This is a genomic window from Flavobacterium sp. (assembly GCF_004295795.1).
Taxonomy (GTDB): Bacteria; Bacteroidota; Bacteroidia; order Flavobacteriales; family Flavobacteriaceae; genus Flavobacterium.
The window spans coordinates 101574-118410 of sequence record NZ_SEBR01000010.1; the positions used below are offsets into that span (position 1 = coordinate 101574).

Here is a 16837-nt window from a genome sequence, read left to right on the forward strand (position 1 = left end):
CAATGCTGTACTATTTGTTCGAATATCTAGATAAGTCGATGAACATTCCGGGAACGGGCGTGTTCCAGTACATCACATTCCGATCGGGCTTGGCGGTTTTGCTTTCACTGTTGATTTCGATGATTTACGGAAAGAAGATCATCAACTTTTTGAGAAACCAGCAAGTTGGGGAAACGGTTCGCGAACTCGGCCTCGAAGGTCAGACGCAAAAAGCCGGAACGCCTACAATGGGCGGACTTATCATCATCATATCGACGTTGATTCCGGTGTTGTTGCTCGCCAAATTGAACAACATCTACATCATTTTGCTGATCGTCACGACGCTTTGGATGGGAACTATCGGATTCATAGACGATTACATCAAGATATTCAAGAAAGACAAAGCCGGACTCAAAGGTATTTTCAAGGTGATCGGACAAGTTGGTCTGGGATTGATCGTTGGCTGCACTTTGTACTTCAACCCGCAAGTCACGGTTCGTACCGATACGCAATACACTAATATTTTTACGACCCAAAACCCGAATCAGACCGCGATTTATCCGGAGCCGGTCGAAGAAAAGTCGACTACGACCACCATCCCGTTTTTCAAGAACAACGAGCTCGATTATGCCGAAGCCTTGAGTTGGATGGGCGACGGCTACCAAAACTGGGCGTGGCTGATCTTCATTCCGGTCGTGATTTTCATCATCACGGCGGTTTCGAATGGAGCGAACCTGACCGACGGAATCGACGGACTCGCGGCGGGAACATCGGCGATTTCGGTACTCGCGCTCGGGATTTTCACTTTCGTCTCGGGTAACATCATTTTCTCGAACTATCTCAACATCATGTACATCCCGAATTCGGGTGAAATGACGGTCTATATCGCGGCTTTTGTGGGCTCGCTGATTGGTTTCCTTTGGTACAATTCATATCCGGCTGCGGTTTTCATGGGCGATACCGGAAGTTTGACGATTGGAGGAATCATCGCGGTTTTGGCAATCGCTGTGCGCAAGGAATTGATGATTCCGCTTTTGTGTGGGATTTTTCTCGTCGAAAACGCATCTGTGGTAATCCAGGTGAGCTATTTCAAATGGACGAAAAAGCGCTATGGCGAAGGCCGACGGATTTTCCTGATGTCGCCATTGCATCACCACTATCAGAAAAAAGGCTACCACGAGAGCAAGATCGTGACGCGCTTCTGGATCACGGGAATCTTGCTTGCCATTACGGCGATCGTAACGCTGAAATTAAGATAGTTCGATGAAAAGACTCGTGATTTTAGGCGGAGGAGAAAGCGGCGTAGGAACGGCGATTCTCGGGAAGAAACAAGGTTATGAGGTCTTTTTGTCCGATTTCGGAAAGATCCAGAACAATTACAAGGAAGTTCTTTTACTCAATGGAATAAAATTCGAAGACGGCGGACACACCGAGGAAAAAGTCCTGAACGCCGACGTCGTGATGAAAAGCCCGGGAATTCCGGACAAAGCCGACATCGTGAAGAAACTGTTGAAGAAAGACGTTCCGGTGATTTCGGAAATCGAGTTCGCCAACAAGTATGCCAAGGGAAAAACCATCGGGATAACCGGAAGCAACGGCAAGACGACCACGACGATGTTGACGCACTGGCTTTTGAAAAGCGGCGGACTGAACGTCGGGATCGGCGGAAACATAGGAAAGAGTTTCGCCTGGCAAGTGGCCGAGGACAACTTCGATTATTACGTACTCGAACTGTCAAGCTTCCAACTCGACGGAATCGTGAAATATGCGCCTCACATCGCGGTCATCACAAATATTAGTCCCGATCATCTGGACCGATACGACTACAAATACGAAAAGTACATCGATGCCAAATTCCGCATCACGATGAACCAGACAAAAGACGATTACCTGATTTATGACGCCGACGACGAAGCGATCGTAAACTGGCTCAAAAACAACAAGACAAAAGCACAATTGATTCCTTTCTCGATTACCCAAACTCTCGAAAAAGGCGCCTATCTAAACGAAAACAAAATGGAAATCAACATCAACGAAGAAGAATTCATCATCGAAACAGGAGAAATCTCTCTTGAAGGCAAGCACAATCTCAAGAATGCGATGGCGGCTGCTTCGGTGGCAAAGCTGATGCAGATCCGCAAGGCGACGATACGCGAAAGCCTCACTAATTTCCAGGGCGTCGAACATCGTTTGGAAAAAGTCCTCAAAATCGGGAACGTACAATATATAAATGACTCGAAAGCCACGAACGTGAACGCCACGTTTTATGCGCTCGACTCGATGACATCACAAACGGTTTGGATCGTTGGTGGCGTCGACAAAGGAAATGACTATTCGGAACTTATGCCATTGGTTCGCGAAAAAGTCAAAGCGATCGTTTGCCTGGGCGTCGATAACAAGAAAATTATCGATGCCTTCGGAAACGTGGTAGACATAATGGTAGAAGTCGACAATATGACCGAAGCGGTTCGCACCTCGTCACGTTTGGCCGAAAGAGGAGAAACGGTCCTGCTTTCGCCAGCCTGCGCGAGTTTCGACTTGTTCGAGAATTATGAGGACCGCGGGAAGCAGTTCAAGAATGCGGTTCAGAATCTTTGAGAAAATAGATAATAGACGGATAGATAATAGACGGATAGATAATAGACGGATAGATAATAGATAGTTCTGGTTCGAAAGGCAAATGTTGAATAACGAACAATAGAACAACGAATGTTGAACAGCGAATAACGAATGTTGAACAACGAATAACGAATGTTGAACAACGAACAATAGAACAACGAATAACGAATGTTGAAGTGAAAGACCTGCTGTATAACCTAAAAGGAGACAAAGTCATCTGGGCGTTCATCGCCTTGCTGGCGTTGTTTTCGTTCATGCCTGTATTCAGCGCGAGCTCGAATTTGGCTTATATCGGTCAGAATTCGGGCAACACCGTGAGTTTTTTGGTAAAACACGCCTTGCACATCACGATCGGTTTCCTCATGATTTATTGGGTTCACAAAGTACCCTATCACTATTTCAAGGGAATTTCGATGATCGCCATGCCAATCGTTTGGGCTTTGTTGCTTTACACGCTGGTCAAAGGGACGGTAATCGCTGGAGCAAATGCCGCGCGTTGGATCCAAATCCCGTTCATTGGAATCGGATTCCAGACCTCGACACTGGCGCAATTGGCCATGATGGTTTTCGTGGCGCGTTACCTGTCGAAAAAACGCGAGACGCCTATCACGTTCAAGCAATCGCTATACGAATTGTGGTTGCCGGTTTTCATTACCATCGGATTGATCTTGCCAGCCAACTTTTCGACGGCGGCCTTGATGTTCGCAATGGTGATTATGTTGGTTTTTATCGGACAGTATCCATTGCGTTACATTGGCATAATCATCGGAGCCGGCGTTGGCGCACTCGTCATGTTCGTGGCCATGGCGCACGCGTTTCCGGAAGCCAAGTTCTTCAACCGCGTGCATACTTGGGAAAACCGAATCTCGAGTTTTGGCGAAAGAACCGAAAATCGCGACACATCAGACGAACATTACCAAACAGATCTGGCCAAAACGGCAATCGCAACCGGCGGTCCATATGGACTCGGACCCGGAAAAAGCGTCCAAAAGAACTTTTTGCCACAATCGTCTTCAGATTTCATCTACGCGATCATCGTCGAAGAATGGGGATTGATCGGTGGCGTAGGAGTAATGGTCATGTATTTGCTGTTGTTCTTCCGATTCATCGTCGCGGCCCACAAAGCGCCGTCGGTTTTTGGCAAACTCGTGGTCGTGGGATTGGGTTTCCCGATCGTTTTCCAAGCGATGATCAACATGGCCGTTGCGGTGAATCTGCTTCCGGTCACGGGGCAAACGCTTCCGCTGATCTCGTCCGGAGGTTCGTCGATCTGGATGACTTGCATCGCACTTGGAATCATCATCGGCGTGACCAAAAAAGAAGAGGAAATCGCTCAGGAAGTTTCCGATAAGGAAAAACGCGAAGAAGCTTTGAGAAGATTGATAGACCAACAGATAGCGCGAGAGGACGAAGCCGAGAAAATGATGAAGGAACGCGCGCTGGCCTTGGCCGACGGAATCGATTTTTCGATAGAAGACGCGACGACGCCTGCCGGAAATCCTATGGATGCCGTTCGCGGGAAAATTTGAGAACTGAAAGTAGTTGCACGACGAAATGTTGAAAACCGGATTGTCGAACAATGAATAACGAATAACGAATAACGAATAACGAATAACGAATAACGAAGTTTTTGGCATTGACAAAACCAAGATTCATATTGAGCGGAGGCGGAACCGGAGGTCATATCTATCCGGCCATCGCCATTGCGAACGAACTCAAAGCCCGTTTCCCCGAAGCGGAATTTTTGTTCGTCGGCGCTCAGGACAAAATGGAAATGCAGAAAGTGCCTCAGGCCGGATACAAAATCAAAGGTTTATGGATCGCGGGTTTGCAGCGAAAGCTCACGCTCGACAACACGATGTTTCCGGTGAAATTGATCTCGAGTTTGTTGCGCGCGCGTTCGATAGTTCGCGATTTCAAGCCGGACGTAGCCATCGGGACAGGCGGTTTCGCGAGCGGTCCGCTTTTGCAGGTTGCAGGTTTGGCTGGCATTCCGACTGTGGTTCAGGAACAGAATTCCTATCCCGGAATCACCAACAAGATGCTTTCACGTAAAGCGCGGAAAATCTGCACGGCCTACGAAGGTCTTGAAAGGTTTTTTCCAAAAGAAAAAATAGTGTTGACGGGAAATCCGGTGCGTCAGGATCTGATCGACCTGAAAGGCAAGAAGAAAGAAGCGAGAGAGTATTTCCAACTCGATCCCGACAAGAAAACGGTTTTGGTTTTGGGCGGAAGTCTCGGTGCGCGTCGCATCAACCAACTCATCGCCAAGGAACTTTTGAACTTTTCGGCTCAAAACGTCCAGATAATCTGGCAATGCGGAAAGCTGTATTTCGACGAATACAAACATTTTTCAGAGAAAGAAGGCGTTCAGGTTTTGTCATTCATCGATCGCATGGATTTGGTTTACGCTGCCGCGGATATCGTGATCTCGAGAGCCGGAGCGTCGTCGGTTTCAGAACTTTGTCTCGTCGGGAAGCCCGTGATTTTCATTCCGTCACCGAATGTGGCCGAAGATCACCAAACGAAAAACGCAAAGGCGATCGTAGACAAAGATGGCGCGATCTTGATGAAAGAATCTGAGCTCGATACGAAGTTCGAGAAGACGTTCAACAATTTGCTGTCCGATGAAAATCTGCAGCAGAAATTGGGCGACAACATCGGAAAGTTGGCCAAGGAAAATGCCACGAGAGATATTGTGGAGGAAATTGTCAAGCTGATTGGGAAATAAGCTTCCGACAGGATGCGATGGTGCGATTTAACAGTTTTTACAGATTTTCTGTAACTGGGTGATCGAATTTTTTTGGAGGGATAAACATTTGGCCCCTTCCCTGTGCGAAGATCGCATTTCCCGCCCACGGTTGTTTACAGGAAATCTGTAAAAAATGTTAAAAAAGTAAAGTCTGAGACTGAGTTATAAAGCAACAAAAAGTGAATCTGAACCAAATACATAATGTCTATTTCATCGGTATCGGCGGTATCGGGATGAGCGCTTTGGCACGCTATTTCAAATACGCGGGCAAAAACGTCATCGGATACGACAAAACCGCGACCGAACTGACTTTTGTATTGCAGCAAAAAGGCATCGAGGTTCACTACGAAGACGATTTGCAGTTCATTCCGGAATCGTTCACGAAAGAAAATACGCTTGTCGTAGTGACGCCGGCCGTTCCCAAAAATCACAAAGAGTGGAATTACTTTTTGGACAACGGTTTCACGGTCAAGAAACGCGCGGAAGTTCTTGGAATAATCACCAAAGACACATTTTGTTTCGCCGTTGCCGGAACACACGGAAAGACCACGACATCGAGCATTCTGGGACACGTTTTGTTCGAAGCCGGGGTCGATATGACAGCTTTCCTTGGCGGAATCGTCGAGAATTATGATTCGAACCTTATCGGAAACGGTACGAAAGTCACCGTGGTCGAAGCCGATGAATTCGATAGGTCGTTTTTGCATCTGCATCCGAACATCGCTTGCGTGACTTCCATGGATGCTGACCATTTGGACATTTACGGAGATTCAGCCTCGATCGAAGCGTCTTTCCGCGAATTCGCCGACAAGGTCGATGACAAGGGAATGATTTTCGTGGCCGATGGTCTTCCGCTTGACGGAAAAACGGTCGCGGTAAACAAAGAAGCCGATTTCAAGGCATTCAATATCAGGATTGTCGAAGGCGAATATCTTTTCGACGTCCAAACGCCAGACGAAATCATTCCGGATTTGCGTTTTTCGCTTCCGGGTTGGCACAATCTGAGCAACGCAGTCATGGCTTTGGCGATGGCGCGCACATTTGGGATTTCGGCCGAAAAGATTCGCAACGGACTGATTTCGTTCAAAGGGATAAAACGTCGTTTCTCGTACCAATTAAAGTCGGATAAATGCGTTTACATTGATGATTACGCGCACCATCCGACAGAAATCAACGCCGTGCACCAAGCCGTTCGCGAATTGTATCCGGGCAAGAAAGTGGTGGCGATTTTCCAGCCGCATCTCTTTAGCCGAACCAAGGATTTCGTCGATGGTTTTGCCGAAAGTCTTTCCAAATTCGATGAAATTCTGTTGCTGGATATCTATCCGGCGAGAGAACTTCCGATGGAAGGCGTGACGAGCGAATGGCTGCTCTCAAAAATCGAGAATCCGAATAAAAAATTGGTGTCGAAAACCGGACTTATCCACGAAATTCTTGCGGCTGGCGCAGATGTGATCGTGACGATAGGCGCAGGCGACATTGGGGAATTGGTTCCCGAAATAAAAAAGGCATTGTCATGAAGCGTTTCAACTGGGAAAATATCCGTTTGCTGCTGATTATCATTGGGATAGGTTTTTTGTACGCGTTTAGTGCAAACCGCAATGAACATAGGGCTTTGGCAAAATCCGAAGTAAAATTCGATCGCATCGACGACCTGTTTCTGTCGGCCGAAGCGGTTAATAAATTGTTAATAGAAAAAAATAGGGCTTCCGAAACCGTTGCGAAAGAAAATCTAGATTTGAATAAGTTGGAAAATACCGTCAATGCTCACGAAATGGTCGAAAGGTCAGAAGTTTACGTGGGAGTCGACGGTGTACTGAAAGCTAAAGTGATACAGAAAACTCCCGTTGTGAGAGTGTTCGACGAATCCGGTTCTTTCTATATTGATCAACAAGGGAAAAAGATGCCACTATCGACGCTCTACACTGCAAGAGTGCCGTTGGTTACAGGCAAAGTGGATGCGAACAACTCGGAACTCATGAAAGTATTCCGTGCGATTTTCGAAGATGACTTCTTGAAAAAGAACATCATCGGGATCAAGGTATTGCCAAACGGCGCTTTGGTGATGGAGAATAGGAATTTCGGATATGAAATCGATTTCGGAAAACCCGTCAACATAGAAAGGAAGTTCAGGAATTACAAGGCGTTTTATCAAAAAGCCGAGCAAGACAGTACGATTAACAACTATAAGAGCATCAATCTGAGATTCACGCAACAGGTGGTTTGCTCCAAATAATTCGGATATGGAAAAAGAGAACATTGCAGTAGGTTTGGACATCGGGACGACAAAAATCGTCGCCATGATCGGCAAGAAAAACGAGTACGGAAAGCTCGAGATCCTCGGAATGGGAAAATCCAAAAGCCTTGGTGTGGCGCGTGGCGTGGTGAACAACATCACCCAGACGATCCAATCGATCCAGCAAGCGATCATGGAAGCCGAGGCCAATTCGGGTTACAAAATCAAAGACGTTGTCGTGGGAATCGCGGGTCAGCACATCCGCAGCATCCAACATACTGATTATGTGTCAAGGAGCAATCCTGACGAGGTAATCGGCGACAAAGACATACAATTGCTCATCGATCAGGTGAACAAGCTGGCGATGCTTCCGGGTGAGGAAATCATCCACGTATTGCCGCAGGAATTCAAGATCGACGGACAAAACGAAATAAAAGAGCCGATCGGAATGTACGGCGGAAGACTCGAGTCGAGCTTTCACGTGGTCGTCGGTCAGGCTTCTTCCATCAGAAATGTGGGCCGATGCGTGCAAAGTTCCGGAATCGAGCTTTCGGGCTTGACGCTTGAGCCGCTTGCTTCATCGGATGCAGTTTTGAGCCAGGAAGAGAAAGAAGCGGGCGTTGCGCTCATCGACATAGGTGGCGGAACGACCGATTTGGCGATTTTCAAAGATGGCATCATCCGTCACACGGCAGTCATTCCATTTGGGGGAAATGTGATTACCGAAGACATCAAGGAAGGTTGCTCGATCATCGAAAAACAAGCCGAGTTGCTGAAAGTGAAATTCGGATCGGCTTGGCCGGGCGAGAACAAAGACAACGAGATCGTTTCGATTCCGGGTCTTCGCGGACGTGAGCCGAAAGAAATCTCGCTCAAGAATCTGTCGAAAATCATTCACGCGAGAGTTGTGGAGATCATCGAGCAGGTTTTCGCCGAAATCAAAGCTTACGGACACGAAGATCCTCGCAAGAAATTGATTGCGGGAATCGTGCTTACGGGCGGCGGATCGCAATTGAAACACATCAAGCAATTGGTGGAATACATTACGGGAATGGACACTCGCATCGGGTATCCGAACGAGCATTTGGCCGGGAATTCGAACGAGGACATGTCGTCGCCAATGTACGCGACAGCCGTCGGACTCGTGATGAACAGCGTGAACAACAAAACCCAGAGTGCCGTGAAAGTGCACATTGAGCAAGTCGTTCAGCCGATTTTCAGACAACAGCCGGCGCAACAGCACAATCCGTTCCAATACACGCAACCGATGCAGACGCAAGCTCAGGAACAAGCGGTTTTCGCGCAACCCGAGACAATCAAAGAGGAAAGAATCCTCGAAAGAGTGGAAGTCGTCGACGTCGAGGTGAGAAAAGAGCCGCAAACGACAGAAGGAAAAATTCGTCGTTCGTTCTTCGACAAGTATGTCGAAAAGATCAAGGAATTCCTTGACAACGCGGAGTAGTTCAGGAGCAGAAGGCAGTTGCAGAAGCAGAAGGCAGGAGCAGTTGCAGAAGACAGTAGCAGGAGCAGTTGCAGAAGACAGCAGCAGGAGCAGTTGCAGAAGCAGTTGCAGAAGCAGAAAGCAGTAGCAGAACGCAGAAACTACGACGGGAGCAGAATGCAAGGCGTAAAAAAACAAAACAAAGACAAAGCAAGAATTTAATACCAGAACGTATGACAGGCAACTCAGAATTCGGAAGCATTTCGTTCGACTTACCAAAAAATCAGTCGAATGTCATTAAGGTAATAGGAGTTGGAGGCGGCGGAAGCAATGCCATCAACCACATGTTTAAGCAGGGCATCAAAGGTGTTGACTTCATCGTTTGTAATACCGATTCCCAAGCGTTGGGGATGAGTCCGGTGCCGAACAAGATCCAGTTGGGTGTGAACCTGACGGAAGGTTTGGGCGCGGGCGCGAATCCCGAAGTTGGACAACAATCGGCAATCGAGTCTGTAGCCGATATCGAAAAAATGCTCGACAGCAACACCAAAATGGTTTTCATCACGGCCGGAATGGGCGGTGGAACGGGAACGGGTGCGGCTCCGGTAATCGCTCAGTTGGCAAAGGAAAAAGACATTTTGACTGTCGGAATCGTGACGATCCCTTTCCAATTCGAAGGAAAAGTGCGTCAGGAACAAGCTTTGTTGGGCGTTGAGCGTCTGCGCAAGCAAGTCGATTCCTTGATCGTCATCAACAACAATAAACTGCGCGAAGTTTACGGAAATCTCGGTTTCAAGGCCGGATTCTCGAAAGCTGACGAAGTCTTGGCAACCGCATCCCGCGGAATCGCCGAGGTCATCACGCACCACTATACGCAAAACATCGACTTGAAAGATGCGAAAACCGTGTTGTCGAACTCCGGAACCGCTATTATGGGATCGGCTGTGGCAATGGGTGAAAACCGCGCAAAAGAAGGAATCGTTGCCGCTTTGGATTCTCCTCTTTTGAACGACAACAAAATCGCCGGTGCGAAAAACGTCTTGCTTTTGATCGTATCGGGAACAAGTGAAATCACGATCGACGAGATTGGGGAAATCAACGATTACATCCAAGCCGAAGCGGGATATAACGCCAACATCATCATGGGTGTAGGCGAAGACGAGACTTTGGGCGAATCAATCGCCGTGACTATCATCGCGACAGGTTTCAACATTGACCAACAAACGCAAATCGTAAATACAGAACCGAAGCGCATCATCCATTCACTCGATGGTGAGCAGAAAATGGAACACAATCTTTCCAAAGGAAATGTTCTGCCGTCTGTCGATTTTTTGAAAGTTGAGGAAAGCGCTCCTCAAAACTCCGTTGAAGAAGTTGCCCAAAAAGTCGTTTTTGAACTGACGGAAGAAGAACCGACGATCGCTGCCGCGCCAATTGCGCCCGTAGCTCCGGTTTTCGTGCAAGAACCTTTCGTTCCTGTGACGCCATCAAGACCGGTTTTCGAGATGGATCTGGTTCCGACATCGGAATTCATCAAAAACCTCGATGTGACCTTTGAAGTGGTTTCTGCCGTGAAAGATTTCGATTTTTTCATGACGACTCCGGAAGTCAAGGAAATGAAAGTACAAGAGCCGATTTTCGTCCAAAAACAAGAACAGGCGGCCATCAGCTTCGATCTTCCGATCCAGACTTCGCCCGTTGTGAATGAAGAACGCGTTTTGTTCGAATTGACTCAGGAAACCCGCGATATCAAAGTGAACGATCCGGTTCAGGTTGTTCCGATGACCGAATTGAACGAAACGGGCATCGTGAAATATTCGCTTGAGGAATATATGGAAGTCGAGAAAAGCCTCGTGGATTCAAAACCGGTTGCGGTTGTCGCTCCGACAGAGCCAGAACTCGACATTCAGATGAAACACGTGGAAACGCAAATCCCGACGTCGAACTTCTCATCGGCTTACGAAGAAGTCTCGCCTTTGGAAATGTCGATCGAGGAAACCTTGAAACACCGCGCCGACGAGAGAAGACGCAAGTTGAAAGAGTTCAACTACAAGTTCCACAACGCGAGAATCGACGAATTCGAAAAAGAGCCCGCTTACAAGCGTTCGGGCATCGACATAAGCTCAAATCCTATCAACAATGCCAATTCGCGCATGTCGCTGGGAACCGATAGCAACGACGACATCCAGTTGCGATCGAACAACTCTTTTCTACACGACAATGTAGACTAACCTAAACCATTTTTTCTTTGTAACCCGAAAATTCCACAAGAGTTTTCGGGTTATTTTTTTACCTTCGCACGACTTAAAAAACCACGACATGAGTTTACAAGCCCAGATCAACGACGAAATCAAGAATGCGATGCGAGCCAAAGACACAGTGGCTTTGGAATCATTGCGCGCAGTAAAATCGGCAATCCTTTTGGCCCAGACCGAAAGCGGCGCCAAAGAAGATTTGAGCGAAGACGAAGAAATCAAGATCTTGCAGCGTTTGGTGAAACAGCGCAAAGACAGCGCGGCGATCTACATCCAACAAAACCGCGAAGACTTGGCACAACCCGAGATCGACCAAGCGGCGGTAATCGAGAAGTTCCTTCCGGCGCAATTGTCAGAACGGGAAATCGAGGTGATCGTGGAAGGTATCATTTCTGAAGGAAATCTTTCTGGAATGGCAAACATGGGCAAAGTCATGGGCTTGGCTTCTCAGAAAATGGCCGGGCAAGCTGATGGGAAGACCATTTCGCTTGTTGTGAAGCGTCTTTTGGCGTAAGCTACCACAAGGTCAAGGTGTCCAAAAAAATATCGGTCCCGTAGTTCAACGGATAGAATGTCAGATTCCGGTTCTGATGATGGAGGTTCGAGTCCTCTCGGGATCACGAATGAGTAGAAAAGCCAAATGGAAAAACGCAAGCTCCGCTTGAACGTTTTTCCATTTGGCTTTTCTACTTTGACAGCGGAGCTGTCAAGGACCGCGCGTAGCGCAGTCCTCATTCGGGATTCCGATGGGGGTTGTTAGCGAAACTATCTACTTATGATTTGCGTCTATGTATTGCCTAGTTACTTTAATGGTTGTTACCTTTATTTAACTTAAGCGAGTAGATAAAAATATGGCTGTTCCGATCGCGGCATAGGCTGTAAGCACCACTACAAGAAATTTAATTAATAATCTCAATTTCTTCTTCACTAAACCAACCCAATCTAAGTAAATTGGCTTTAAACTGCTCCGGACTATCAGTGTACGCAACTATCGCTAAACTCTCTTTTGCTCTACTGCATGCCACATAAAAAAGACGGGATGTGCGATCAATCCCGGTTTCTTTTCCTGATGCCATATTTTCGTCATCGCCTTTTGTAAGTGCTTTTATGCCGAATAACTTGTCGTAACTGAACATAAAACCTTTAGATTGTTCGTCATCAATTACTACCAAAACTCTATCGAACTCTAAGCCTTTAACTCCTTGATGAGTTCCAAAATTTGAATTGTCCGATATGTATTCATTATAATTTATTATTTCATTGAAATTTGCATTTACTGCAATGTCCCATGCTAATAATGTTTCGTCGTCATCGTCTTTATGTTCTTCTTCACCGGAACTTCTCCTTCGTTGAATAGATATTTGCAATTCGTGTGGCAGCAGGAATATTTGTGAAGTACTAACTTCTAAAAGGATGTCAATTATCTTTGGTTCCTTATCATCTTCCCATAGTCTTAATAAACCTTCAACACCAATATTAGCCTTGGTTAAAATATCTTTGGGGTCGAAGTCTTCCCGTATATTACTTTTGTCAAATAAGGGTGAGTATTGTTTTACAATATTCGATACCTCAAATTTGTTGCCCGCTTTGTTTGCATTATATAAAGGCAATATTATTTTTATCAAAAAATTGAGAGAGGGCGAACTTCCATCTAATAGACCCTGTTTAAGCCTGTCAACTTGATATAAAGGACTGAAAAAAGTAGCAAAACCCTTGCGCGTCGCCGCCATATGATGCTCTAAAGTTAGACTCTTGACAGAATGTGTATTCTCCCATTCAACGTCTGCGGTGAGTACACCCATTCTATTTTTCGCTGTATTTTCAGCAACTTGTCTCTCTAATTCATTTCGGGCGATAAAGAATCTTACATGTCCTCCAGAATTTTCTACGCGAGCCAACTGTTGTTGACCGTCGATATCTTTTCTAATTTTATTGTTTAATTCAATAATTCTCGATTTTGATCTATGGTTCATTTTTTTTACAGGTCGTAGCCAGTCCTCCGGCAGTTCATCTCCAAGTTTTTCTTTGCCATCACTATATATACGTTGCATAGTGTCACCAAACAAACCTAGTAAAAATGATTTTTTGTATATGGATTGGGTTTTGAAAAGAGCCTCAATCAACTCTTTTTTAGTGTCTTGACTTTCATCGATAAAAATAATTGGATATTGGTTTACTAAAACCTGCCTAAACAATTGCTTTGAATCTAAAAAGCTACAAGCGATTGATATCACTTCGGAGTGGTTTAACGACGCTTTGGTGTAATTGTCGCCATTGGGATTATACACAAACTTACTTATCGATGGCAGTGCGAGTAATCGCTTACTCTTAGACTCTAATTTTTTTCTATTAGATATGGCCGTCTTGTTATTAGGGTCTCTAGCCTTTGATAGTTTGTCCTCTAGCTCTTTTATCGACTCTTTTGTGTTTTTATCCACCCATTTTTTTATATCTGCAGTAAAGTTTTTAATCAACGCCCAACAAAAACTGTGTATCGTACTTACTTCAAAAATTGTATCGTAGGAGAGTCTGTGATTAATCTCGTCGGCGGCAGCATTTGTGTATGTTATTATCGCAATTTTTCTATTATTTAGTTTATACTCGTGTCCAAAATCCGTCTTGAACCTGGTTAAAACGTTAACCAATGTGCGAGTTTTCCCAGAGCCTGCGCCCGCAAATAGGAAGAAACTTTTCGGATGTCTAGGATTGATACATCTAAAAATGTCTTCGTCGACTTGGAGGTCAATATCGTTATCTTTAGCTATCATTTTGATTAACTCTCGAGTTTGACAATGTTTTTGACAGGTTTCAGCGCACTTTCCATCCAATTTAATCCCTCTCTAATATATTCTGGTACTATCAACTCTTCCGGAGCTTCAAAATATAAAACATCGAGTGCAAATTCGGCTTTTTTTATACCGTCACTATTAATAGCGGCATAGGCCTTTTTAGCAACGCTGGTTAAATCAGGCTCTTTTGAAGCTTGAACCATTTTTTTCAGTAAACCTGCCGTGGCAGTAATCAATTTAAACTTTTCAGTATTTTCTAAAACTAATGCATCTTCGAATGTGTACGGATATACTTTGACACCTGATAGGTTTAGCTCTGTCTGATAGGCGACTCTGATGGGATAATTTTTCAACAGTTTTTCTTCGAATTTTAGTTTGACGAGCTTGTCAACTTCTATCATTTTCGGGTTCCATTTTTTTAATGTGTCGTTATTCGTAACTTGGTCTGAATATAATTTTGGTTGACATTTTCTGAATTTATCTTTTGGCGGATCTTGCGAAGTATCAGAGAATTTTTCCTGGGAATCTAAATCTGTAATTATCAATGTAATTAGTCCAAGCTTTTCGAGTAGCGGTTTTAATCTATGTGCATGACTTCCCCCAATCTCTAAAATTGTTACGTAACAACTATCGAGAATTTTGTGATGATTTTTGATAAAATGAGGTAGAAGCATTCTTTCGGCAGGGCCTTCAACTAGAATTGCTGCATCTGCGAAAAACAAATCATTGTGGGTTGTGTTTAAATATCTTGTAACAAATTTCTCAGTTTCTTTTTCATCTGACAGTTTTGAATTAAATACTGACCTTATACTTAAAACCTCAGACGTGGGCGTGACGTTTTTGTTGATGTCTCTCTTAAAGTATCTTAGGCTTTCAAATTTTTGATGAGCGATGTAACTTGAGTGGGTGCTGATTACAAGCTGCGTAGTAAAATCTTTTCTAATCCCTAAATTTTTATGAGATCTTAAGATTTCGTATGCTTTTTTTATAAAAACTTGTTGCACCTGTGCGTGAAGGTGGGCTTCGGGCTCTTCCACCAAAACTAAATGTATTGGTTCAATGGCATTATCCTTTCCCGTAATGTTTTTGCCTTCCATCATCCACTCATCACGGTATCGGATTAGCTTAAAAACAATAGAGATTAAATTTTGATAACCTAAACCGTTATATTTTTCTGGTAATGTAAGACCTTCTGCCAGATTGTATCTTACGGCGGACTCATGATCCAAGCCGTCAGTTGCTTTTATAAGAGACGATAGCGTTATTTGAGGATTGCCAAATCCGGGGTAATTTAAGTCACCTAATTCTTTAAGAGGTGCTTTAAAACTTGATGTCAAATTATTGTCGAACGTAATTTGTGCTTCATTTAGCTTTTCAAGCGCTTCTAAATCTTTTTCATTAGGTTCGATGGACGGGTTTAAATGTTTGTCATAATACGAGCGAAGTTGCGAGGACAATGACTTTGCATCCTTAGATGCCGGACTATCTGAATTAGCATCGCTGAAGCCACGCTGAGCATTTATTGTATGAATTTTTATCAAACCGTTTAAAGGATTCCCTTCGAGTGCTGCACTATGCTCCGATAGTACTTGATCTTCATTCCACTTGTCGGGATCAAGTAAAAATGATTTTATCTCAAACAATGTATTTATCTTCTTTTCACAAAATTGCCAAAAACTTACAGGCCAAAGTTCTACAGCTCTGCCTGATTTCGCTTTTAAATCTTTTACCTTTTTTCTTGCGAGAATATATTCTTCAATTAACGTCTTGAGATTTCGAGGTAGTAAAACTAATCTCAGACCCAATAAACCGCCTTTCCAGTCGAGTGACGGTATAAGGTGACTTACATATCGTAATTCTGAAATATCTACTTTAAACCATAAATCTAATGATGGAAGGTGAGGTTCGAGTAGTTTATCAATTCCAGCTTCATCATTTAAGGTCTCATTTATCACCCACTCCTCAGCAACCTTATCTAGTTCCTTCCAGTTCGTGATTGTGAAATCCTGGGTTTTAAAATCCTTTTTTTCTAAAAAAATTATTAACGCGTCCATAGCGGTTGTTTTTCCGCTATTATTTGCTCCAACAAATATAGTTTCCTCTTCTGAAAACTCAATTTTACAATTTTTTAGTTTTCTGAAATTTTTTATTCTTACGAAATCAATTTTCATATCTGTTTTTTTATAATGCGCGTTATAGAACTGCCACCACAGCCGTTCATATGGTGCGCAAATTCTCGAATCAATCTGCGAACAGATTGTCCTATAACAAAATTTAATCTATGATGCTAGTTTACGAATTGACAAAGCGCCTGGATCACTCACCTCCCCAACAACCTCTCCATCAAAACCAACTTCTCCCGCTCAGCCTCCAACAACCGCTCATAAAGCCGCTTATTCTCCTCAAACAACTCCAAAACCTTATCCAAAGGATTAAAATTACAAACAGCACCAGTACCAAATGCCACCTGAGTATTTGTAAACTCATTATCCGTAATGGTATTGAAGAAGTTAAAGATTGCTTCCTCGGTAAATGCCTTTATCGCCTCAGCACTAACCCCAAGCGCCTCCGCGACATCCGCCAACCGCTTCTCATCCACCTCAGCACTATTCTCCAAAATAGAAATACTCTGCTGACTCATGCCCAAAGCCTGGGCAAGCGCCTCTTGTTTCATGCCGCGCAATTCGCGAATACGGGAAATTTTTCGTCCGATGTGGGGTTTTGCAGGAGTTTCCATAGGTAAATGTTTGTTTTGTAAATATAGGG

General features: G+C 44.6%; 12 protein-coding genes and 1 tRNA gene. 10 read left to right on the forward strand and 3 right to left on the reverse strand.

The features are described from left to right. The first annotated feature begins 2 nt into the window (after positions 1 to 2). From mraY to EOO49_RS10305, 10 genes are all read left to right on the forward strand, one after another. Positions 3 to 1238 (forward strand): phospho-N-acetylmuramoyl-pentapeptide-transferase, encoded by a 1236-nt coding sequence (mraY, locus tag EOO49_RS10260; protein ID WP_290845318.1) that lies wholly within the window; start codon positions 3 to 5, stop codon positions 1236 to 1238. 4 nt (positions 1239 to 1242) lie between these two features. Further along, a complete protein-coding gene (gene murD / locus EOO49_RS10265; protein WP_290845320.1) occupies positions 1243 to 2577 on the forward strand; it encodes a UDP-N-acetylmuramoyl-L-alanine--D-glutamate ligase in 1335 nt (444 codons plus the stop codon). 197 nt (positions 2578 to 2774) lie between these two features. Beyond that, positions 2775 to 4127 carry an FtsW/RodA/SpoVE family cell cycle protein gene (locus EOO49_RS10270; RefSeq protein WP_290845323.1) on the forward strand — a complete coding sequence of 451 codons (1353 nt, stop codon included), beginning with the start codon at positions 2775 to 2777 and terminating at the stop codon, positions 4125 to 4127. A gap of 107 nt (positions 4128 to 4234) precedes the next feature. After that, positions 4235 to 5329: an undecaprenyldiphospho-muramoylpentapeptide beta-N-acetylglucosaminyltransferase gene (gene murG, locus EOO49_RS10275; RefSeq protein WP_290845404.1), complete on the forward strand. Its 1095-nt coding sequence runs from the start codon at positions 4235 to 4237 to the stop codon at positions 5327 to 5329. A gap of 200 nt (positions 5330 to 5529) precedes the next feature. Beyond that, positions 5530 to 6870: a UDP-N-acetylmuramate--L-alanine ligase gene (gene murC, locus EOO49_RS10280; protein WP_290845325.1), complete on the forward strand. Its 1341-nt coding sequence runs from the start codon at positions 5530 to 5532 to the stop codon at positions 6868 to 6870. Further along, complete coding sequence (locus EOO49_RS10285) at positions 6867 to 7586, forward strand: cell division protein FtsQ/DivIB (RefSeq protein ID WP_290845327.1); 720 nt, start codon at positions 6867 to 6869, stop codon at positions 7584 to 7586. Before murC ends, EOO49_RS10285 begins: the two co-directional genes overlap by 4 nt. A gap of 7 nt (positions 7587 to 7593) precedes the next feature. After that, complete coding sequence (ftsA, locus tag EOO49_RS10290) at positions 7594 to 9048, forward strand: cell division protein FtsA (RefSeq protein ID WP_290845328.1); 1455 nt, start codon at positions 7594 to 7596, stop codon at positions 9046 to 9048. 212 nt (positions 9049 to 9260) lie between these two features. Continuing rightward, on the forward strand, positions 9261 to 11258 hold the full coding sequence (gene ftsZ, locus EOO49_RS10295) for a cell division protein FtsZ (protein WP_290845329.1): 1998 nt from the start codon (positions 9261 to 9263) through the stop codon (positions 11256 to 11258). A gap of 88 nt (positions 11259 to 11346) precedes the next feature. Next, a complete protein-coding gene (locus tag EOO49_RS10300; RefSeq protein WP_290845331.1) occupies positions 11347 to 11796 on the forward strand; it encodes a GatB/YqeY domain-containing protein in 450 nt (149 codons plus the stop codon). 34 nt (positions 11797 to 11830) lie between these two features. Next, a tRNA-Arg gene (locus EOO49_RS10305) sits at positions 11831 to 11902 on the forward strand. A 279-nt stretch (positions 11903 to 12181) separates the two neighbouring features. Here the strand turns inward: EOO49_RS10305 and EOO49_RS10310 are convergent. The 3 genes from EOO49_RS10310 to EOO49_RS10320 form a co-directional block, all read right to left on the reverse strand. Continuing rightward, on the reverse strand, positions 12182 to 14050 hold the full coding sequence (locus EOO49_RS10310) for a UvrD-helicase domain-containing protein (protein WP_290845333.1): 1869 nt from the start codon (positions 14048 to 14050) through the stop codon (positions 12182 to 12184). Between the two features lie 5 nt (positions 14051 to 14055). Continuing rightward, the gene (locus tag EOO49_RS10315) at positions 14056 to 16242 is read right to left on the reverse strand and encodes an ATP-dependent endonuclease (protein WP_290845335.1); all 2187 of its coding nucleotides are present in this window, start codon (positions 16240 to 16242) and stop codon (positions 14056 to 14058) included. A gap of 149 nt (positions 16243 to 16391) precedes the next feature. Beyond that, positions 16392 to 16808, reverse strand: coding sequence for a helix-turn-helix transcriptional regulator (locus EOO49_RS10320; RefSeq protein WP_290845337.1), 417 nt, complete (start codon positions 16806 to 16808; stop codon positions 16392 to 16394). Between the last annotated feature and the right edge of the window lie 29 nt (positions 16809 to 16837).

Excerpts from the sequence above, each read along its gene's own strand:
- mraY (WP_290845318.1), top strand. The coding sequence starts at position 3 with ATGCTGTACTATTTGTTCGAATATCTAGATAAGTCGATGAACATTCCG.
- murD (WP_290845320.1), top strand. The coding sequence starts at position 1,243 with ATGAAAAGACTCGTGATTTTAGGCGGAGGAGAAAGCGGCGTAGGAACG.
- EOO49_RS10285 (WP_290845327.1), top strand. The coding sequence starts at position 6,867 with ATGAAGCGTTTCAACTGGGAAAATATCCGTTTGCTGCTGATTATCATT.
- ftsA (WP_290845328.1), top strand. The coding sequence starts at position 7,594 with ATGGAAAAAGAGAACATTGCAGTAGGTTTGGACATCGGGACGACAAAA.
- ftsZ (WP_290845329.1), top strand. The coding sequence starts at position 9,261 with ATGACAGGCAACTCAGAATTCGGAAGCATTTCGTTCGACTTACCAAAA.
- EOO49_RS10300 (WP_290845331.1), top strand. The coding sequence starts at position 11,347 with ATGAGTTTACAAGCCCAGATCAACGACGAAATCAAGAATGCGATGCGA.
- EOO49_RS10310 (WP_290845333.1), bottom strand. The coding sequence starts at position 14,050 with ATGATAGCTAAAGATAACGATATTGACCTCCAAGTCGACGAAGACATT.
- EOO49_RS10315 (WP_290845335.1), bottom strand. The coding sequence starts at position 16,242 with ATGAAAATTGATTTCGTAAGAATAAAAAATTTCAGAAAACTAAAAAAT.
- EOO49_RS10320 (WP_290845337.1), bottom strand. The coding sequence starts at position 16,808 with ATGGAAACTCCTGCAAAACCCCACATCGGACGAAAAATTTCCCGTATT.